The sequence below is a fragment of the Lysobacter sp. M15 genome (genome assembly GCF_022662515.1).
Lineage (GTDB): Bacteria > Pseudomonadota > Gammaproteobacteria > Xanthomonadales > Xanthomonadaceae > JAKPBU01.
The window spans coordinates 157,794-177,896 of sequence record NZ_JAKPBV010000001.1 but is presented as its reverse complement, the minus strand read 5'-3'; the positions used below and the strand labels follow the sequence as shown (position 1 = coordinate 177,896).

The following is a 20,103-nucleotide window of genomic DNA, read 5'->3' as shown; positions in this document are numbered from 1 at the left end:
CGCCGCCTCCCCCCCGGGGGGCGGCGCCGGGCCCCGGGCCCGCCGGCGCCGCCCCCCCCCCCGCGGCGGGTGTACAGCAGCTGGCTGAAGTCCGAAGGCGTGGTGTATTCGAAGATGCCCTGGTTCTCGGTGAAGAACGGGCGCTTGTCGCTGATGAAGGTTTCGGTGGCGCTGAAATTCACCACCAGATCGTCGCTCTCGACCTGGCCGAAATCCGGGTTGAGCGTGGCCGAGAGCTGGAACTGGCCGTTGGGCTTCCAGAACAGATCCGCGCCGCCGTCGAAATCGCTGCGCCCATCGACGTTGTCGTACAGCCCCGAGACGTACGGCGTGACCGCCAACAACGACTGGCTGTATTCGGCGACCTCGATCGGAATGAAGTCGGACACGAATCGCGAGCGCTCGAAGGTGACCGCCGGCCACGCCGCACGCTCACCGGTCGCGCCGATCACCCGGTCCATGTTCACCTTGACCCGGCGCCTGCCATCGGTGCCCTGGCGCATCGGCGCGATGTACCAGGGGATCAGCGCTTCCGCGGTCCAGCCCTGATCGTCCTCGCTGACCGCATGCTTCCAGTTGCCGTCCCAGTCGTCGTTGAAGGCGTTTTCGTTGCTGAACACGCCGTCGCCGATGCCATTCGTGGACGAAATGCAGAAGTTGTAGGCGGTCCGTCCGTCGCCGTCGAAATCGATGTTGAAGTTGACCCGGTCGACCTGGGCTTCGAAGTCGCGCTGCACCGGCTGGCGGCTGCGCGGCACATCCGGAGGCATGCTCACCCGCCAGGCGACGGCCAGGCCCTCGGGTGTCGCCAGGATCCAGCCTTCCACCGGATGCGCTGGCGCTGCGCCGGTCAGCGGCTGCACCACCTTGAAGTCGGTCACGCGCTGCGCACCCTGCCACTCGGCCGGGTCGATGCGGCCATCGATCTCGACCGCGAGTGCGGGCACGGTCAGCACCGCCAACAGGACGAAGCCAAGCAGGCGGCAACGGGAGCGGTTCTGGATCGGGCGCATACGTATCGAATTCCTGGATGCGCACCGTGCGGGGCGCCGCTACGGCACGCACGTTAAACGGTCCATCGGCCCGCACCGACTGGCACAAGTCATGTAAACCAAATCGGGAAGCCGGGCATCCGGGCCTGATGGATGACCCGTCTGGCCACGTGTTGCGTGGCCGCCGTCCAGCCCAGGCCGGCGGCCCCTGCCAAAGCTCTCGCCAGGCGGGGCGGCAAGCCCTACTTCTTCGGCTGCAACATCGTTCCGGTGCAGTTTTTCGCACCGCACTTGCAGGCCCAGAGCTTCTTGACCTTGGCCGTATGCGGCTCGTCCAGGACGATGCCGTAGTTGTAGGTCAGCTCTTCGCCAGCCTTGATGTTGCGCATGGCCTGGATATAGACCTTGTCCTTGTGCGCGCGGCCCTTGCTGTCCTCTTCGATCTCCGATTCGCAGTTCGGCTTGCAGCTGTGGTTGATCCAGCGCGCAATGTTGCCGTCGACGTTGGCGTCGATCACGTAGTCGTCGTTGAGGGTGAACAGAAAGGTGTGGCCGTTCTCGTCGTCGTCGCCGTATTCCTCGTCCACTTCGGCGTGGGTGCGGAGTTTGCCCTTGTAGCGGACGATGCGCTCGCCCTTCTTGATGGGTTCGATGGCGAAAACGCCATTGCCGTGGATCGGTGACAGACGGGCTTCGATCTTGTGCTTGCTGGTCTTGGGCATGCCGGAGCGGAGGAGGAAGGGAAGCGCATTGTCGCGGACTACGCGCGCGGATGCGAATCATCGCCGCCCGAACGGCTTCGGCCGCGAGTTTTCGACGCATCGGACCCGGCAGCACCGCAGTGAGAGCGGCCCTGGCCGCGATCTTTTTTTGCCTTTCGCCAGTGAACGAGGATCGGCAAAGCAGTCGCGACCAAGGCCGCTCCCACCGGTTCGGACGGCCCGGCTTGAGCGCGCTTTCATTAAAGCGTACAATTTCGGTACGAATTGATATCCAGCCAGATTCCGCCCCCAGCGGCTTCGAGCCAAGACCATGCTTCGCGTCACTAAACTCACCGATTACGCCACCGTCGTCCTCACCGTGCTCGCCGCCGAGCCCGATGCCGTGCTGAGCGCGGCCGGGTTGGCCGAGCGCGCCGGGCTGGAGATCCCGACCGTGGCCAAGGTGCTCAAGCCGCTGGCCCAGGCCGGGCTGGTGGATGGTTTCCGCGGCGCCAGTGGCGGTTACCGGCTCGCACGCGACCCGGCTTCGATCAACCTGGTCGAGATCGTGGAAGCGATGGAAGGGCCGCTGGGCATGACCGAATGCAGCGTGCATGCCGGCGCCTGCGGCATCGAAAGCTCCTGCGGCGTGCGTGCGAACTGGCGACGGATCAACGACGTGGTCGCCGATGCCCTGCGCGGCGTGAGCCTGGCCCAGATGCTGAACGACGTGCACCCGGCGCGGGCCGCGTCGCGCCCGGGCAAGGGCATTCCCGCCACCCTGGCGTCGGCATGAGGGACGCGAGCATGGCCGTCGAAAACGCCCAGATCATCGAACAGCTCGGACGCCGCTACACAGCCGGCTTTACGACCGACATCGAATCCGAATCGCTGCCGCCCGGCCTGAGCGAGGATGTCATCCGCGCGCTTTCGGCCAAGAAGGATGAGCCGGAGTGGATGACGCAGTGGCGACTGCAGGCCTATCGCCACTGGCTCACCATGCCGGTGCCGCACTGGGCCAAGCTGAAGATCGCGCCGATCGACTTCCAGGCGATCAGCTACTACAGCGCGCCCAAGGGCCCGAAGTACGCCTCGCTCGACGAGGTGCCGCAGGAACTGCTCGACACCTACGACAAGCTCGGCGTGCCGCTGCACGAACGCGCAAAGCTGGCCGGCGTGGCGGTGGATGCGGTGTTCGACTCGGTCAGCGTCGGCACCACGTTCCGCAAGGAACTGGCCGAGAAGGGCATCGTCTTCTGCTCGATGTCCGAGGCGATCAGGGAATACCCCGACCTGGTGCGCAAATATCTGGGCAGCGTGGTGCCCACCGGCGACAATTACTTCGCCGCGCTGAATTCCGCGGTGTTCTCCGACGGCTCGTTCGTGTTCATCCCGCGGGGCGTGCGCTGCCCGATGGAACTGAGCACCTACTTCCGGATCAATGCGATCAACACCGGCCAGTTCGAGCGCACCCTGATCGTGGCCGAGGAAGGCAGCCACGTCAGCTACCTGGAAGGCTGCACCGCGCCGATGCGCGACGAGAACCAGCTGCACGCGGCGGTCGTCGAGTTGGTGGCGCTAGACGATGCCGAAATCAAGTATTCGACCGTGCAGAACTGGTACCCGGGCGACGAGGAAGGCCGCGGCGGGATCTACAACTTCGTCACCAAGCGCGGCGAATGCCGCGGCGCGCGCAGCAAGATTTCCTGGACCCAGGTGGAAACCGGCTCGGCGATCACCTGGAAATATCCGAGTTGCGTGCTGCTGGGCGACGATTCCACCGGCGAGTTCCATTCGGTCGCCCTCACCCATCACCGCCAGCAGGCCGACACCGGCACCAAGATGATCCATGTCGGCAAGCGCACCAAGAGCAAGATCGTCAGCAAGGGCATCAGCGCCGGCCGTGGCCAGAATTCTTACCGCGGCCTGGTCAAGGTGGAGCGCAGCGCCGAGGGCGCGCGCAACCACACCCAGTGCGATTCCCTGCTGATCGGCAAGCAGTGCGGCGCGCATACCTTCCCCTACATCGAGGTCAAGCATCCGACCGCGACGGTGGAACACGAAGCGACGACGTCCAAGATTTCCGACGACCAGCTGTTCTACTGCCGTTCGCGCGGCATCAGCGAAGAGGATGCGGTCAGCCTGATCGTCGACGGCTTCTGCAAGCAGGTGTTCCGCGAGCTGCCGATGGAATTCGCGGTGGAGGCGAAGAAGCTGCTGGAAGTGAGCCTGGAAGGTTCGGTGGGTTGAGATGGCCGCCATCCCATCCTCGATCGCCCTGGGCGAAACCGACCTGGACCGGCTTCTGTCCGGACTGGACCCTCAACTGCATGCGCAGGCGCTGCGCTTCGTGCACGTACCCAACGGCGACATCCCACCGTCGCAGCCTGCGCCGGTGATGCTGTTCCGGGAAGACGAAGGCCTGACCTGCCTGCTGGCGGACGCCCCTGGCGACGAAAATCCCGATAGCGACGACCCGCAATGGGCGCAGATCACCCTGCGCGTGCACTCGAGCCTGTCGGCGGTCGGCCTGATCGCCGCGGTTTCCGCCGCACTCGCCCGGGAAGGCATCGCCTGCAACCCGGTATCCGCCTTCCACCACGATCACCTGTTCGTGCCGTGGCCGCGGCGCCACGACGCCCTCGCTGCCCTCGCGCGGCTCCAAGCAAAGCAAACGACATGCTGAAGATCGATAACCTCCACGTCCGCATCGGCGACCGCGAGATCCTCAAGGGCCTCACCCTGGAAGTGAAGGCCGGCGAGGTGCACGCGATCATGGGCCCGAATGGTGCCGGCAAGTCCACGCTAGGCAACGTGCTCGCCGGGCGCGAGGGCTACGACATCACCGCCGGTTCGGTGACCTTCGAGGGCAGCGACCTGCTGTCGCGGGAGCCCGAGGAGCGCGCCGCCGACGGCGTGTTCCTGGCCTTCCAGTACCCGGTCGAAATCCCGGGCGTCAACAACACCTACTTCCTGCGCAGTGCGCTCAATGCCCAGCGCAAGGCGCGCGGCGAAGCCGAACTGGACTCGATGCAGTTCCTCAAGCGGGTGCGGGAGAAGCTGGCCGTGCTGCACCTGGACGACAAGCTGCTGCAGCGCGGCGTCAACGAGGGGTTCTCGGGCGGCGAGAAGAAGCGCAACGAGATCTTCCAGATGGCGGTGCTGGAACCGAAGCTGGCGATCCTGGACGAAACCGACTCGGGCCTGGACATCGATGCGCTGAAGAACGTGGCCGAAGGCGTCAACGCGCTGCGCGCGCCGGACCGCGCCTTCCTGGTCATCACCCACTACCAGCGCCTGCTCGATTACATCCGCCCGGACGTGGTGCATGTGCTGGCCGACGGCCGCATCGTCGAGACCGGCGGGCCGGAGCTGGCGCTGGAGCTCGAAGCGCACGGCTACGCCTGGGTGAAGGACCGCATCGCCCCGCAGGCCGCTGCCTGATGAGCGCCCTGCTCGAATCGATCGCTGCGGGTTTCGAGGGCGATGGTGCGCGCCGCGCCGCGCTGGACGCCGCCCTGCGCGACGGCCTGCCGGGGCCACGCAGCGAAGCCTGGAAGTACACCTCGTTGCGGCCGCTGGAGCGGCGTTCGTTCGCGGTGCAGAAAATCGCCGTGCAGGAACCGGCTTCTGTGATCGGGGCCGCACTGCTGACGGATATCCCGTCGCCACGCCTGGTGTTCGTCAACGGCGTTCTCGACCTCGCTTACTCCGATATCGGCCATTTGCCGGATGGCGTCGAGCTGAATCCCCTGTCGGCGCTGCTGTCGCAGGGCACGCCGCGCGAGGTGAATTTCCTCGAGCGCCGGTTCGAACGCGCGGACGAGATTTTTGCCCGCCTCAATGCGGCGCTCGCGCGCGAAGGTGCGGTGCTGCGGATCGGGGAGAACGTGCGGATGGACCGGCCGCTCCACCTGGTCTTCATCGGCGCCCCGGCGGAGGCCGATATTGCCTGGCATGCACGACATCTGATCGAGCTGCGCCGCGGTGCGTCGGTCACGCTGGTCGAACACCATCGCGCACAGGCCGCGCATGCCAACCTCGGCAACGCGCTGACCCACGTGCACCTCGCCGCCGGGGCAACGCTGGTGCATGCACGTATCCAGGACGAGGCCGCCGCAGCGACCCTGTTCACTCGGACCGACGCAGCTCTGGCACGCGGCGCGCACTACCGGCGCTTCGACCTCGAACTGGGGGCCGGGCTGTCGCGCCATGAGCTGAACGTGCGCCTGGAAGGCGAAGGCGCACGCCTTTCCGCCAATGGCGTCCTGCTCGGCGACGCGCGCCGGCATCTGGATACCAGGCTGGACATCGAACACATCGCCCGGGACACGTCCTGCGATCTGCTTTGGCGCGGACTTGCGGCCGATCGCTCACGCGCCGCGTTCCACGGGGGCATCACGATCCGCGCCGGGGCCGATGGCAGCGATGCCAACCTCTCGAACAAGAACCTGCTGTTGTCCGAAGGCGCCGAGATCGACAGCCAGCCGTTGCTCGAGATCCATGCCGACGAAGTCAAGGCGGCGCATGGGGCCACCGTGGGTCAACTGGACCCGGGCACGCTGTTCTATCTGCGCTCGCGCGGCCTGCCCGAGCGCGAGGCACGCCAGCTGCTGACGGCAGCTTTCTGCCGGGAAACCGTAGCAGGCGCAGCGGACGCCGGGCTTCGCGCATTGCTGGAGGGGACGCTCGATCAAGCCCTCTCACGGCTGGGGCAGGCGGCATGACTTCGTTTGCCGGTCAGCCGCAAGCCCGACCCCAGGCGCAGACAGGAAGTCCAGCGGCAACGATCGATTGGGCGCGCGTGCGCGCCGACTTCCCGCTGCTCCAACGCGAGGTCAACGGCAAGCCGCTGCTGTATTTCGACAGCGCCAACACGGGACAGAAGCCGGCCAGCGTGATCGAGACGGTCGACATGTTTTACCGGCGCCATAACGCCAATGTCAGCCGCGCCGTGCATACGCTTGGCAGCGAAGCCACCGAAGCCTACGAGGCTGCACGCGCGAAGCTCGCGAGCTTCACCAACGTGCGCGCCGACGACCTGATCCTGTGCAGCGGCACAACGTTCGCCATCAACCTGGTGGCGTATTCGTGGGCGTTGCCGCGGCTCGGGCCCGGCGACACCATCTTGCTCACGCGGATGGAGCACCATGCCAACATCGTTCCATGGCAACTGGTCGCCGCGCGCACCGGCGTCACGATCAAGGTCGCGGAGATCACGCCGGAAGGCGCGCTCGACCTGGATGCGCTGTACGCCGCGCTGACCCCCGATGTGAAGCTGCTCGGCCTGGCGCATGTCTCCAACGTGCTCGGCACCGTCAACCCGGTGCGCGAGATCTGCCGCGAAGCCAGGCGCCGCGGCATCGTCACGGTGGTCGACGGTTCGCAGGCGCTGCCGCATATGCCCGTGGATATCGCCGCGATCGGCAGCGACTTCTACGCCTTCACCGGGCACAAGATGTGCGGTCCGACCGGGACGGGCGTGCTGTGGGCGCGGCGCGAGCACCTCGACGCGATGCCTCCGTTCTTGGGCGGCGGCGAGATGATCAAGGAGGTGCGCTTCGATGGCACCGTGTTCAACGATGCACCGCACAAGTTCGAGGCCGGAACGCCGAACATCGCCGGGCACATTGGCCTGGGGGCGGCGGTCGACTATCTGTCGTCGCTCGGGATGGCCAACGTCGCCGCGCGCGAGGCCGAGCTGCTCGCCCACTTCCAGGAGGAGCTGCGTGCGGTGGAGGGCCTGCGCATCATCGGCACCGCGCCGGCCAAGGCGGCGGTGGTCAGCTTCCTGCTCGAGGGCACGCACGCGCACGACCTGGCCACCCTGCTCGATCTGGAGGGCGTGGCGGTCCGCTCGGGACACCACTGCGCGCACCCGCTCATGCAGTTCTTCGGCGTGGCGGCCACCTGCCGGGCTTCGCTGGCCTTCTACAATACGCATGAGGAAGTCGAGCGCTTCATCGCCGCCCTGCACAAGGTGCGCAAGCTGCTAGGCTGACACGGACCGCACCGGGGAACGGCCGCCATGACCGATGCAACCGAACTGGATCTGCTGCGCGAGATCCGCGACAACCAGCGCGAGGCGTTGCGCCTGCAGCAGGAGCACATCGATCTGTACCAGCGACATCTGGAACGCGCCGAACGCATCAACGCCCGCGCCGAGGCGTTGCAGCAGCGCGCCGGCAAGGCGCTGCGGTTCATCCTCGTGGTCGCGATTCCGCTGGTGGTCCTGCTGCTGGCACTGATGCTCTGGCCTTATATGTCCGCTCTGATCCGATGACCGCTCCGCTTTCCTTTCGTGCCGCCACCGCCGGCGACGTCCCCATACTTGTCGCGCTGGTGACTTCCGCCTACCGCGGCGAAACCAGCCGTCAGGGCTGGACCACCGAAGCCAATATCCTCGACGGCGAACGCATCGATCCGGACGTGTTGCTGCGCGACATCGAGCGCCCGCGCAGCCGGGTGATCGTGGCCGAACGCGACGGACGGATGCTGGCCTGCGTCCACGTGGCCGACGAAGGCGGCGCCGGCTACCTAGGCATGTTCTCGGTGCAGCCCGAGCTGCAGGGCGGCGGGCTCGGCAAGCAGCTCATGGCCGAGGCCGAACGCGTGGTGCGGGACGAGTGGGGATTGCCGGTCATGCGCATGACCGTGATCGACCTGCGCGAGGAACTGATCGCCTTCTACGAGCGGCGCGGCTACCACCGCACCGGAATCACCAAGCCGTTTCCCTATGGCGATCCGCGTTTCGGCATCCCCAGACGCGACGACCTGCGTTTCGAAATCCTCGAAAAACCGCTCTAGGACTGTCCGCCCCATCCGCCATGCCCGACTGGATCCGCGTCTGCGCCACCTCCGAACTGTTTCCGGGCGAAACCAAAGTCGCCTGGGATGGGGACACGCCGATCCTGGTGTTCAACTACGACGGCGACTACTACGCGCTGGAAGACCGCTGCAGCCACGAGGACTTCGAACTGTCCTCTGGCCCGTTCGATGCGGAGGAAGCGACCATCGAATGCGTATTGCACGGGTCGAAGTTCGACGTGCGGGACGGCCGCGCCCTCAATGCGCCTGCCTATGCGCCGGTAGCGAAGTTTCCGGTGCGGGTCGAAGACGGCGTCGTCTGGACGCGCGACGACCGGGGTTAATACAGCCTGGCCCGCAGAAAGCAAGGAAAATTGGCGTATTCATGTTGTAACTGCGAATAGTTCTCATTAGTATTTCCGGTGCTGCAGCCCTGCTGCCCTATCGAATCGACCGGAACCATCTATGCGTCCATCCGCCCTATCGGCCGCCCCGCTCGCGGCCGCCCTCGCCTCCCTGCTCGCCGCCCCCGTCTTCGCGCAAACCGGTCCCGCCGCATCCGCCGCGACGCCGGCCGCCGATAGCGCCGACCCGCAGCGCGAACCGACCGATCTGGACGGTGTCGAGGTCATCGGCAAGGTCGACTACGGTTACGTGCAGAAGCGCAGCCGGTCCGCCACGAAGACCGATACCGACCTGCAGGACGTTCCGCAGGCAGTGACGGTCGTGACCCAGGACCTGATCAGGGACCAGGCGATGCAGAACCTGGCCGACGTGGTCCGCTACGTTCCTGGCGCGACGATGGCGCAGGGTGAAGGCAATCGCGACACTCCCGTGCTGCGCGGCAACGCGTCCACCGCCGACATGTTCGTCGATGGCATCCGCGACGACACCCAGTATTTCCGCGATCTCTACAACATCGAACGCGTCGAGGCGCTGAAAGGCCCAAACGCAATGATCTTTGGGCGCGGCGGCAGCGGCGGCGTGCTCAACCGGGTAAGCAAGCAGGCCGACTGGGAAACCGTGCGCGGACTCGACCTGCAGTTCGGCTCCTGGAACAAGCGCCGCATCGCCGGCGACTTCGGTCAGGCGATGAGCGACGGGGCCGCATTCCGTGTAACCGGCATGTTCGAGGACTCGGAGAGCTACCGCGACGGTTACCAGGCGCAGCGCTGGGGTATCAATCCAACGTTCGCCTTCGCCCCCGGCGAAAACACGACGATCAAGCTGGGCTACGAGCATTTCGAGGACGAGCGCGTGGCCGACCGCGGCGTACCGTCTTCGCCGACGATGTTCAACGGCCGCCGCTTGCCGGTCGAAACCGATCCGTCCACCTTCTTCGGCGACCCGGATCGCAGCCCGGTCACCGCCGACGTCGATGCCTTCAGCGCGCTGGTCGACCACGACTTCGGCAACGGCCTCAGCCTGCGCAACAGCACCCGCATCGCCGATTACGACAAGTTCTACCAGAACGTGTATGCCGGTGGGCCGATTTCCTTCGACGCCAGCGGCGCGCCTCTGGCAGATATCCGCGCGTACAACAACGCCACCGTGCGCGAGAACGTTTTCAACCAGACCGACTTCGTCTGGAAGGTCGACGGCGGCGTCAAGCATACGCTGCTGTTCGGCGCCGAGCTGGGCCGGCAGGAGACCGACAATCTGCGCCAGACCGGGTATTTCGGCGCCACGGGATCGACGGTCACGTCGGTGCTGGTGCCCTTCGCCAATCCACGCTACACCGGCCCGCTCGAGTTTCGACAGAGCGACACCGACGCCGACAACCATACTGTTGCCAAGGTCGCTGCCGTCTATCTGCAGGACCAGATCGAACTCACGCCGCATTGGCAGGCCGTGATCGGCGTGCGCTACGACCGCTTCGACATCGATTTCCGCAACAACCGCAGCGGCGAGACGCTGGCGGCCACGGACAACCTGTTCTCGCCGCGCGTCGGCCTGGTTTACAAGCCGGTCGAGCCCGTATCGCTGTATGCGAGCTACAGCATGACCCACCTGCCCCGCTCTGGGGAGCAGATGACATCGCTCAGCGAGAGCAACCGCGCCTTCGACCCCGAGGAGTTCCGCAACTACGAGATTGGCGCGAAATGGGAAGTCGTTCCCGGCCTTTCGCTGACCGCTGCGGCCTACCGCCTGCAACGCAAGAACGTCATCGCACCGGATCCCGACGACGCGACCCGCTCGATCCTGATCGACGGCCAGCGCATCAGGGGGCTGGAAATCGGCCTGGCCGGCAACATCACCGAAGCCTGGAGCGTGATGGGCGGCTACGCCTGGCAGGAAGGCGACATCCCCGACAGCGACCTGGAGCCCGCGCAGCTGCCCAAACAAACCGCTTCGCTCTGGAACCGCTACGACTTCAATCAGCGTTGGGGGATCGGCCTGGGCGCGTTCTATCGTGGCGACATCTTCGCGTCCACCAGCAATGAGGTCGTGGTCAAGGGTTACACCCGCTACGACGCGGCGGTGTTCTTCGACATCAGTCCGACCATCGGCCTGCAGCTCAATCTGGAGAACGTGTTCGACAAGGAGTATTTCGTCTCGGCGCACAACGACAACAACATCACGCCAGGATCGCCGCGCGCAGCCTACCTGAGCGCACGCTTCAGGTTCTGAGCGCCATCCGATCGTTGGCCGCCGATCCGCAACGGGGGTCCGTGCGATCGGCGGCCTTGTTCGTCATGGGTGAGTCGCCCATGTCTGCAACATCGCCGCTTCCACCTGGCCTGCTTCGGCCCCCCTTTCCCGGCATCACCGCCGGAATGCGCCGGCGCTTGTGTGCTTTACCGACCGCGCGCCGGTTGCACGGGCGCAGGGCGGGATCGCGCGCATCGACCTGGCGTTTTCCCCGACGGCGACGGCCCGCACTACGTCAGGTCATCGCACGATCGGCGCTACGTCCTCGACCGCAACCGGATCAGCAGCGCCTCGCCTGCCCCCTCCAGCACACAGCGCCGGCGTATGTCGCGAGCCTGCAGCAGCGCGGTGTCGCCGGCCTGCAGGTGGACCCCGTCATCACGTCCATCGAATCCGGCGTGTCCTGACAGCATATGCACCGCCCAGGTTTCGCCAGGATCGATGAACACCACCATCGCGCCGACCATCGGCCGATGCCAGAGCTGGGCGTCGACCGCGTCGCGGCGCCACATCAGATTGAAGTCCGTCGTCGGCCCGTCGATCAGCTCACCCGTCACCCCGGCTTGGCCTTCGAAGCGGATGCTGGCATGCGGGGGCAGCAGTTCGCGAACCTCCCCTGATTCGAACCGCAGACACAGCCCGTTGCCGCTGAGCAGCACCAGCTCGCGATCCACGCCAGGGAATCGGGAGAACGCCGCATCCCGTTCGATCTCGGCGATCGACAACCGCCATATCCACGCGTCGTTGTCGGGAAATCGCACGATCTCCCGGGTCCAGCCCAATCCGTTCTTCCAGCGCACGCGCTGGTACTCGTTGGCGGCGATCACGCGGATGTCGGCGTGCTGCGTCTGCATATCGAAAGTGTAGCGGGGTGCCGCCCGGCCGCGCTTCCCTGCCGGCCGGACAGCGTACTTCCCTGTCGGGCCCTCCGGCCCCTCTCCTGTGAAGCATCCTGCTTCGCAACGGCCGGGCCGCCTCCGTGCGTCCGGCCGAAGTCGGTCAGCGGCCAGCGACCTTCTTGACCGGCGCGCGGGTGGCCGGGGTACGGGTGGCCGGTGCGCCACCGACGGCGATGCGGTCGCGGTTCTTCTCGACCGTCTTCAGGCCGATGCCCTTGACCTGCGCGAGTTGCTCGGGGCTCTTGAACGCGCCGTTCTGCTTGCGGTAGGCGACGATGGCTTCGGCCTTGGCCGGGCCGACGTTCAGCAGCACCCGATCGATGGTGGCCGCGTCGGCGGTGTTGATGTTGACCTTCTCGGCCGCGAAGGCGCTGCCGGCCAGGGCCAGTGCAAGCAGCAGCGAATGGGTCATCAGCTTGATCGATTTCATGACGGTGTCCTTGTCGTTGGTGGATTCATGTCCTGGGTTGGCCGGCTGCCACGTTGTGGGCCGGCATGCGCAGTGTGCTGCGCGCACCAGGTCCGGGGCATCGGTTCACATGGCGGATTTGGCAGGAAAAGTCCGCGGGGCGGCCTAGGAAAACTCCGAGCAAACGGGGCCGGCGCTAGAATCGGCAACCAACGTCATGCAGGAACGCCCCTTGGACGCCAGCAAGATCGACCGCTACGTGGCCGAGAAATGGGACGACGACATCGTCCCGCAGCTCGTCGAGTACATCCGTATCCCCAACAAGTCTCCGATGTTCGATGCCGATTGGGTCAAGCACGGCTACATGGACGACGCGGTCAAGCTGATGGAATCCTGGGCGCGCGCGCAGCCGATCCCCGGCATGCAGCTGGAAGTGGTGCGGCTTGAAAACCGCACGCCGCTGATCTTCATCGACATCCCCGCCAGTGGGCCCGCCGCCGATGCCTCGGCATCGGCGACAAGCACGCTCGGCGACGACTGCGTGCTGCTGTACGGCCACCTCGACAAGCAGCCGGAGATGACCGGCTGGGACGACGACTTAGGTCCCTGGAAGCCGGTCATTAAGGGCGACAAGCTGTTCGGCCGCGGTGGCGCGGACGACGGCTACGCCATCTTCGGTTCGCTGGCCGCGATCCAGGCGCTGCAGCAGCAAGGCGCGCCGCACGCGCGCTGCGTGGTGCTGATCGAAGCCTGCGAAGAATCGGGCAGCTACGACCTGCCCGCCTACGTCGATCATCTGGCCGATCGCATCGGGAAGCCCTCGCTGGTGGTCTGCCTGGACTCTGGCTGCGGCAATTACGAACAACTGTGGTGCACCACCTCGCTGCGTGGCATGGCCGGCGGCAACTTCACGGTGAAGGTGCTGGAGGAAGGCGTGCATTCGGGCGACGCGTCCGGCATCGTCCCGTCGAGCTTTCGCTTGCTGCGCCAGCTGCTTTCGCGGATCGAGGACGAGAACACCGGCCGCATCCTGGTGGACGGCCTGCACGTCGATATTCCCGCCGACCGCCTGGCACAGGCGAAGAAAGTGGCCGAGGTGCTCGGCGACGAGGTCTACGACAAGTTTCCATTCCTGCCAGGCATGACGCCGATGGCCGACGACCTGACCGAACTGGTGCTCAATCGCACCTGGCGTCCGGCCTTGTCGGTCACCGGCGCCGACGGCATGCCGCCGCTATCGTCGGCGGGCAACGTCCTGCGTCCGTTCACGTCGGTGAAGCTCAGCCTGCGGCTGCCTCCGACCCTGGAAGGCAAGCGCGGAGGCGAGTTGCTGCAGGAAACGCTGCTGCGTGACCCGCCCAATGGCGCGGAGGTATCGCTGGCGCTGGAGAAGGCTTCGACCGGCTGGAACGCACCGGCGATGGCGCCATGGCTGGAGCGGGCGATCGACATCGCCAGCGAGGAATTCTTCGGCAAGCCCGCCATGTACATGGGCGAAGGCGGCACGATTCCGTTCATGGGCATGCTGGGCGAGAAGTTTCCCGGCGCGCAATTCATGATCACCGGCGTGCTCGGCCCGCATTCCAACGCGCACGGCCCGAACGAATTCCTGCACATTCCGATGGGCAAGAAGGTCACCGCCTCGGTCGCTCGGGTCATCGCGGAACACCATTCCGCCAGCGTGCGTGGCGAGACCACCGGTGCTACGGTCGCGGCCGACAGCGGGGACCGCCAGGGCGATCACGGCTGCTGTTGAACCGGTTTTCGATTCGCAAAGCCAGGCAGGACATTCCCCGCGCCGGAACCTCGCAGAACGGCGGCAACGCGCAGGAGCAGCCGTTGGCATCTGACACGAGGCCCGCCGAAGCGGGCCTCTGCAGCCCATGACAGTCGCGTTCAGGTGATCATGGAGGGCGACGCCTGGACCTGCTGGCGCTGCCGCTCCTGAACCTGCTGTTCCTGCGCCTGCCGGCCGATGTGCTCGCTCATCGCCTGCAAGTCCGGTGTCGGGGCGTTGAGGTCGACCCGGACCCGATCGCCCGGGGTCTGCCCGATGACCCAGACATCGCTCTTGCTGGCAGGATCCGGCTTCACGCTCTGCAGCTTGTCGACGCCCGTGATTCCGTTTTCCTGCGCCTGCAGGGTGACGTTCGCCACGACCTCCGGCCTGGTCCCTGCCGGGAGCTGCCGGGCGATCGCTTCGTAAAGCGCGTTGCCCGGATGCCGCGCGTCCGTGATCGAAACCTGGGCGCGCTGCTCGCTGGCATCGGTACGCACGTCGGTGATGCGCGCATCGGCGGTCACCCTGCCGTCGGGCAGCTTCTTGCCGATCGCCTCGAGGGTGGCCTTGTCGGCGGTACCGGTCGGCTCCAGGCCGTTGGCGCGCTGGAAGTTGGCGACGACTTCCCGGGTCTTGTCGCCGTAGTAGCCCGTTCCCTGGAGCAACGTGCCATCGTTGGCCCGGACGCCCAATGCGGTCAGGCTCTGTTGCAGGCCCTTCACGTCGGCCCCCCGTTCGCCATGACCGAGCTTGCCATCGTCCAGCGCCTGCGCGCCGACGCTCTGCTGCCGGTCCTGGAGCAGATCGCGCGCCTTCGCCAGCGGGTCGGACGCGTATAGCGTGGCGCCGCTGTACCTGGACAGGAAATCGTCGACCGGGATCATCCGCACGCCGCGGTCGGACTTTCCGCCTTTCGATTCGGTCACCATGAGCGCGCCGCTCTGCGGGTCGCGCACGACCATGGCGACGTGGTCGATTCCCTTCCATTTGTCGTGCGGCGCCGGCCCCGTATCCAGCCCGATCACCATGCCTTCCTTGAGCGTGTCGGCATTGACCTGCCTGCCTTCGAGCAGTGCGCCGGAACGCGCAGCCGCTTTCTGGACGATGGTGCCCGATCCGTCCCAGCCGGGCTTGAACAGATCTTCCCGCCCGAACACGGGAGGCGTACGGCCGGCCTGGCGGTTGATCTCCTCCATGGTCCGGTTCTGCAGCGCTACCACCCAGCCGGAGCAGTCGACGACGCCGCTTTCGACGTTCTTGGCGCCCATCCTGTAGCCCACGGCGTCGTACTTGACCGCCATCGCGTGGGCGGCCGTGAGATGGATGCCGGACGGCGCCTGCGAATCGGCGCGCGTTTGCGGCGTGGGCTGTTGCGTGTCCGGGCGTTGCGTCGTACGGCCGTCGACGACCAGTTCGATGCCCTTCTCGGGGATGCGCACCCGATCGAACTTGGTGTCCCAATACCGGACGAAGGTTTCCGCCATCTGCTTGTCGGACATCGACCGGAATTCTTCCATCGACACGCCGGTCACGGCGCGCATGTCCCGCGCACTGACGTTGTTGAGGATCTTGCTGCGCGTATCGTCGCGACTGAACTCGCCGGTGGCGATCGCGGTCTGGATCGACCGGTATCCTGCGGCCCCCTGCTGGTGCGCCAGGTACATATCGAGCCCGCCCGGTTCCTGCGCACCCGAGAGATAGACCCGGCCGTCCTGCGTATGTCGCCGCACGAGTTGCCGCTGGTTGTCCAGGTACAGCCGGGCCGCAGCGTCGGTATTGGCGACCGGATCGAGTTCCCTGCCGCGGATGCCGTACTGATCGGCGGTCCCGGGCACGAACTGGAACAGCCCTTTCGCGCCGTTGGGCCCCCGGCTGACGCTTTCGTCGAACGTTCCGCCCGTTTCGATGTAGGCGAAGCGCATGAAATCATCGCGCGGGATGTTCCGTTCCTGCGCTTCGCGTTCGATGATGTCCAGGACCTCCGCCCTGCTGTAATCGCGTGCCATGATCATTCCTTTGGGTTGATGGGTTGCGGGTTACCGCGATTCGTCAACCGGACTCCTCCGTGAGTCTCCTGTTCTCGGTCAACCTCCTGCACGAGTGGCTTGCGCCTAGCTGCCTGACTTGGCTACGTACTCCTTCTTCCTGGGGTCATAGGTATAGGTGGAGCGGTCCTCGGGGCCCAACGTGCGCGTCTTGCCCGGGGACGCAATCGTCGTTCCTTGTGGCGTCACCAAGATATCGGGCAGCGCCTGGCCACCTGGCTTGAACGCAAGCGTGCCGGAACTCGCAGCGCAGGGCATGACTTCGCCTTCGTCGCACGCCGCCGAATTGTCCTCTCCGGTCCAGATCGTTCCCAGGTAGCGCCAATGGTGATCGTCGATGTCCTCGAGTTCGCCTGGCTGGAAGCGCAGGACCGCATAACCAGTCAACTCGCTCCCCGACTGCAGCGACGTCGTCGGCACCGCGAGCACGAACTGTCCGTCCCCGGTTTCATAGCTCACCGCATTGCGCTTGGGGTCGACTTCGTCGCCCTTCTCATAGGCGCCGAACTCGCCGCTGTAGGGCTCGGCTCCGACCAGCGACCACGGCTTCTCGGTGCCCGGCTTGCTCAGCACGAACGTGGCGTTGGCCAGCGTGACCTTGCTGCCCGGAGCGGGATTTGGCTCGTCTTCGGCCGCCCCGAACTTTTCTGGCGTGCTGTACGCGAAGCCGGCGAAGTAATGCTTGCCGCGCAGGTCGAACTGGTGCCCGTACCAGTACGTGGCGACGCTGCCGTTCTCGATCTCGTACGAAGTCGCGCCGTCGCCGTCCTTGTTGTAGATGAAATAGAGCACGGCATCCGGTGCAGGCGGGGTCGCGCTCTGCTTTTCATATGCATGGTCGGCCACTTTGCTGTCTTCCTTCTCGTTGATCTCTGGCGTAGGGGTGGCTCGCGATTCTGCAGATTGCGCGGCGTCCTGGGTCGCCGGTGCCGGGCTGCCCTGCCTGCAGGCGGACAGCAGTGCAAGCAGCAGCAGGCACCCCGCCGCACCCGCCAGGGATCGCAGGCTGTCGAGCTGTTTCATGGATGGTTTCCTGGTTGGAGACGAGATGGCCGCGAGGCTCGCGCGTCATCGCGCAACGCACAGTCCGGGACGCAAGCAGCTGCACGGGCTTGCGCTGGCGGGTTCTGGGCGGGGAGTAGGTGCAACGACAATCCTCCTTGAGTCTCGTCCGGTCCTTCCGTGATCCGGGTATTGCGCCATCGAAGTGTTGCGGATCGGCGATTTCGTGAAGTTAATTAATTGTTAAATCAGCTGAGAAGCTGGGCGGCGGACCCCCTGCGCACGCACGCCTGTCCAGCAATTCTTCGCCTGCGATCCGCTGTGCGGCCGTGCTCTTCAAGCTCCGTCCTCGCACGAAGCCACTGCGCTAAGCTCATCGCAACTTTCCAGCGGAGGGCGGCATGGAACTGTTCGGCAGCAGCAACTGGCTTGTCATCATCCTGATCGGTTTCGTCGTGGGGCTGCTCGCCCGGTTCCTGAAGCCAGGCGACGACGGCATGGGAATCATCATGACCACGCTGGTCGGCATCGCGGGCGCGCTCCTTGCGGGCTGGGCCGGACAGAAAATGGGCTGGTACTCGCCCGGACAGCCAGCGGGCTTTGTCGGCGCACTGCTCGGCGCGATCGTGGTCCTGATCGTCGTGGCCCTGTTCCGGCGCAAGCGGCCGACGCGCGACGTGGCCCGCCGCTGACGATCACGGAATCCCACTAGAGGAAGGCGGAGAGCTGCGACTTTCCTGCGTCCGGTGTCGGCCAAGGTCAGGCCCAGGCAATCGACCCCACGGCCATCGCGTGCACTGAGGCCCCAATCGTGCTCCTCGGATACGCCTAGAGGCGCTTCGCAGCGGGCATGTACCGCGCTTGCGTTCCTGGCAGACAGGATGACTCGCGCCAGAGACAACACGCAAAAGGCATGAGCGCATAACCATGCGTCCTTTCCGCCTGGGCACGGGTCTGCCTAGGCTGGAGTTCCCCCCACTCGCCGGTTGCCCATGTCCGCCCGCGCGTCCAGTCCCGCTGCCGCCCTGCCTCTGACCGAAGGCCAGCTGGCACGTGTGCACGAGATCGCCGACGAACTCGACGGAACCGGTCTGGCCTGGCTGTCCGGTTATGCGGCCGGGATCGCACGCGGGCGCATCGCGCCAGGCTCCCGGATCGCGGCGCACCCCGCCGAAACGGTTGCGACGACGCACACGCTGAGCATCGTCTACGGCAGCCAGACCGGAAACGCCAAGCGGGTTGCCGAACAGCTCGCCGCCGAAGCGGAAGCCGCCGGCATCGCAGTGCGGCTGTTGCGCGCAGATGCCTATCCGCTGCGCGAGCTCAAGAACGAGCGCCATCTGTACCTGGTGATCAGCACCCAGGGGGACGGCGACCCGCCGGAGGACGCGCGCGAGCTGTTCGATCATCTGGGCGGAAAGCGCGCGCCGCGCCTGGAGCAGCTGCGCTACGCGGTCCTCGGGCTGGGCGATTCGAGCTATCCGAAGTTCTGTGCCGTGGGCGAACGACTCGACGCGCGCCTGGCCGAACTGGGCGCCACCCGCCTGCTGCCGCGCGCCGACGCCGATCTGGACATCGGCACGGTCGCCGACCCCTGGCGCGCGCAGGCGCTGGCGAAGGCTCGGGAATCGATCAAGCCCACCGCGACCGTCACCCCGCTGCGTCCGCCCGCGGTCACCCCGGCGGCGACGGTGCATTCGCGCGAGCAACCCTTCCAGGCCGAAGTGCTCGCCAACCAGCGCATCACCGCGCACGACAGCGGCAAGGATGTGCGCCACATCGAACTGGCGCTGGCCGGATCGGGCCTGCATTACGAACCGGGCGATGCGCTGGGCGTCTGGCCGCGCAATGCCCCGCCCCTGGTAGAGGCGGTGATCGACGCCCTCGGCTTGGATGGCGACACGCCGGTGCAGCACCGGGAAATGACCCTGCCCCTGCACCAATGGCTGGGCACGCATCGCGAACTGACGAGACTCTCGCGCCCCTTCATCGCCGCGCATGCCGAACGCTCCGGGGCGGCGGGACTGCGCGAGCTGCTCGTTCCCGGCAATCCGGCGCTGGGCGAATGGCTGGGCGAGCGCCAGGTGATCGACCTGCTGCGCCAGCATCCGGGCGCATGGACAGCCGAAGACCTGGTGGCGCAGCTGCGACCGCTGCAGCCGCGGCTGTACTCGATCGCCTCCAGCCAGAAGGCCGTCGGCGAAGAAGTGCACCTCACCGTGGCCCACGTGGACTATCTGCGCGATGGCGACCCGCGCTGGGGCGTCGCCTCGCATTTCCTCGCCACGCGCGATGAAGGCGATGCGCTGCCGCTGTATATCGAGGCCAACGAGCGCTTCCGTCTGCCCGGCGACCCATCGCGCGACGTGATCATGATCGGCCCCGGCACGGGCGTGGCCCCGTTCCGCGCATTCGTCCAGGAACGCCAGACGATAGGTGCGCCCGGCCGCAACTGGTTGTTCTTCGGAAACCCGCATTTCCGCAGCGATTTCCTGTACCAGCTGGAATGGCAGCGGGCGCTGAAGGAAGGCGCGCTCGATCGCATCGACCTCGCCTTCTCGCGCGACCGCGCACCCAAGACCTACGTGCAGCATCGCATCGCCGAACGCGCGCGCGATCTGTACGACTGGCTGCAGAACGGCGCGCATCTGTACGTGTGCGGCGCCATTGCGATGGGTAAGGACGTGCATACCGCCCTGCTGGACACGGTCGCCTCGCACAACGGCGGCAACCGCGAGGCCGCCGAAGCTTATCTCGACGAACTGTCGCGCCAGGGGCGCTACGCGCGGGACGTGTACTGATGTCCGGGTCATTCC

19 protein-coding genes are annotated in these 20,103 nt (G+C 66.2%); 13 read left to right on the top strand and 6 right to left on the bottom strand.

Annotated elements, in window-relative coordinates; all coding sequences use genetic code 11:
- Together MC380_RS00790 and MC380_RS00785 are read right to left on the bottom strand one after the other, a co-directional pair.
- Positions 1 to 1,013: DUF5916 domain-containing protein (locus tag MC380_RS00790; protein WP_242162468.1), on the bottom strand; the 1,013-nt coding region annotated here is incomplete at its 3' end.
- A 221-nt stretch (positions 1,014 to 1,234) separates the two neighbouring features.
- Positions 1,235 to 1,714 (bottom strand): SET domain-containing protein-lysine N-methyltransferase, encoded by a 480-nt coding sequence (locus MC380_RS00785; RefSeq protein ID WP_242104565.1) that lies wholly within the window; start codon positions 1,712 to 1,714, stop codon positions 1,235 to 1,237.
- A gap of 310 nt (positions 1,715 to 2,024) precedes the next feature.
- On the opposite strand from MC380_RS00785, the gene MC380_RS00780 reads away from it, so the two are divergent.
- From MC380_RS00780 to MC380_RS00735, 10 genes are all read left to right on the top strand, one after another.
- A complete protein-coding gene (locus tag MC380_RS00780) occupies positions 2,025 to 2,489 on the top strand; it encodes an SUF system Fe-S cluster assembly regulator (RefSeq protein ID WP_242104566.1) in 465 nt (154 codons plus the stop codon).
- Positions 2,490 to 2,500: 11 nt separating this feature from the next.
- The gene (sufB, locus tag MC380_RS00775) at positions 2,501 to 3,943 is read left to right on the top strand and encodes a Fe-S cluster assembly protein SufB (protein ID WP_242162466.1); all 1,443 of its coding nucleotides are present in this window, start codon (positions 2,501 to 2,503) and stop codon (positions 3,941 to 3,943) included.
- Position 3,944: 1 nt separating this feature from the next.
- Positions 3,945 to 4,379, top strand: coding sequence for an ACT domain-containing protein (locus tag MC380_RS00770; protein ID WP_242104568.1), 435 nt, complete (start codon positions 3,945 to 3,947; stop codon positions 4,377 to 4,379).
- Positions 4,373 to 5,137 carry a Fe-S cluster assembly ATPase SufC gene (sufC, locus tag MC380_RS00765; protein ID WP_242104569.1) on the top strand — a complete coding sequence of 255 codons (765 nt, stop codon included), beginning with the start codon at positions 4,373 to 4,375 and terminating at the stop codon, positions 5,135 to 5,137. Before MC380_RS00770 ends, sufC begins: the two co-directional genes overlap by 7 nt.
- Positions 5,137 to 6,420, top strand: coding sequence for a Fe-S cluster assembly protein SufD (gene sufD / locus MC380_RS00760; RefSeq protein ID WP_242162464.1), 1,284 nt, complete (start codon positions 5,137 to 5,139; stop codon positions 6,418 to 6,420). The genes sufC and sufD overlap by 1 nt, the downstream gene beginning before the upstream one ends.
- Positions 6,417 to 7,694: a cysteine desulfurase gene (locus MC380_RS00755; protein WP_242104571.1), complete on the top strand. Its 1,278-nt coding sequence runs from the start codon at positions 6,417 to 6,419 to the stop codon at positions 7,692 to 7,694. The genes sufD and MC380_RS00755 overlap by 4 nt, the downstream gene beginning before the upstream one ends.
- A gap of 27 nt (positions 7,695 to 7,721) precedes the next feature.
- Complete coding sequence (locus MC380_RS00750) at positions 7,722 to 7,976, top strand: hypothetical protein (protein ID WP_242162462.1); 255 nt, start codon at positions 7,722 to 7,724, stop codon at positions 7,974 to 7,976.
- Complete coding sequence (locus MC380_RS00745) at positions 7,973 to 8,500, top strand: GNAT family N-acetyltransferase (protein WP_242104573.1); 528 nt, start codon at positions 7,973 to 7,975, stop codon at positions 8,498 to 8,500. Before MC380_RS00750 ends, MC380_RS00745 begins: the two co-directional genes overlap by 4 nt.
- A gap of 20 nt (positions 8,501 to 8,520) precedes the next feature.
- The gene (locus MC380_RS00740; RefSeq protein WP_242162460.1) at positions 8,521 to 8,844 is read left to right on the top strand and encodes a non-heme iron oxygenase ferredoxin subunit; all 324 of its coding nucleotides are present in this window, start codon (positions 8,521 to 8,523) and stop codon (positions 8,842 to 8,844) included.
- Between the two features lie 121 nt (positions 8,845 to 8,965).
- Positions 8,966 to 11,131 (top strand): TonB-dependent siderophore receptor, encoded by a 2,166-nt coding sequence (locus MC380_RS00735; protein ID WP_242162459.1) that lies wholly within the window; start codon positions 8,966 to 8,968, stop codon positions 11,129 to 11,131.
- Positions 11,132 to 11,409: 278 nt separating this feature from the next.
- Here MC380_RS00735 and MC380_RS00730 read toward each other — a convergent pair whose 3' ends face one another.
- Together MC380_RS00730 and MC380_RS00725 are read right to left on the bottom strand one after the other, a co-directional pair.
- Entirely contained in the window at positions 11,410 to 12,006 is a 597-nt protein-coding gene (locus MC380_RS00730) for a HutD family protein (protein ID WP_242162457.1), read from the bottom strand.
- Between the two features lie 145 nt (positions 12,007 to 12,151).
- Positions 12,152 to 12,481, bottom strand: a complete 330-nt coding sequence (locus MC380_RS00725) for a ComEA family DNA-binding protein (RefSeq protein ID WP_242162455.1) — start codon at positions 12,479 to 12,481, stop codon at positions 12,152 to 12,154.
- 211 nt (positions 12,482 to 12,692) lie between these two features.
- On the opposite strand from MC380_RS00725, the gene MC380_RS00720 reads away from it, so the two are divergent.
- Entirely contained in the window at positions 12,693 to 14,216 is a 1,524-nt protein-coding gene (locus tag MC380_RS00720; RefSeq protein ID WP_242162453.1) for a M20 family metallopeptidase, read from the top strand.
- 140 nt (positions 14,217 to 14,356) lie between these two features.
- On the opposite strand, the gene MC380_RS00715 is transcribed toward MC380_RS00720, so the two are convergent.
- Together MC380_RS00715 and MC380_RS00710 are read right to left on the bottom strand one after the other, a co-directional pair.
- Positions 14,357 to 16,246 (bottom strand): peptidoglycan-binding protein, encoded by a 1,890-nt coding sequence (locus MC380_RS00715; protein ID WP_242162451.1) that lies wholly within the window; start codon positions 16,244 to 16,246, stop codon positions 14,357 to 14,359.
- Positions 16,247 to 16,351: 105 nt separating this feature from the next.
- Positions 16,352 to 17,308 carry a hypothetical protein gene (locus MC380_RS00710; RefSeq protein WP_242162449.1) on the bottom strand — a complete coding sequence of 319 codons (957 nt, stop codon included), beginning with the start codon at positions 17,306 to 17,308 and terminating at the stop codon, positions 16,352 to 16,354.
- Between the two features lie 380 nt (positions 17,309 to 17,688).
- On the opposite strand from MC380_RS00710, the gene MC380_RS00705 reads away from it, so the two are divergent.
- Both MC380_RS00705 and MC380_RS00700 read left to right on the top strand, forming a co-directional pair.
- Complete coding sequence (locus MC380_RS00705; protein ID WP_242162447.1) at positions 17,689 to 17,979, top strand: GlsB/YeaQ/YmgE family stress response membrane protein; 291 nt, start codon at positions 17,689 to 17,691, stop codon at positions 17,977 to 17,979.
- 300 nt (positions 17,980 to 18,279) lie between these two features.
- The gene (locus tag MC380_RS00700) at positions 18,280 to 20,088 is read left to right on the top strand and encodes an assimilatory sulfite reductase (NADPH) flavoprotein subunit (RefSeq protein ID WP_242162445.1); all 1,809 of its coding nucleotides are present in this window, start codon (positions 18,280 to 18,282) and stop codon (positions 20,086 to 20,088) included.
- Positions 20,089 to 20,103: the final 15 nt, after the last annotated feature.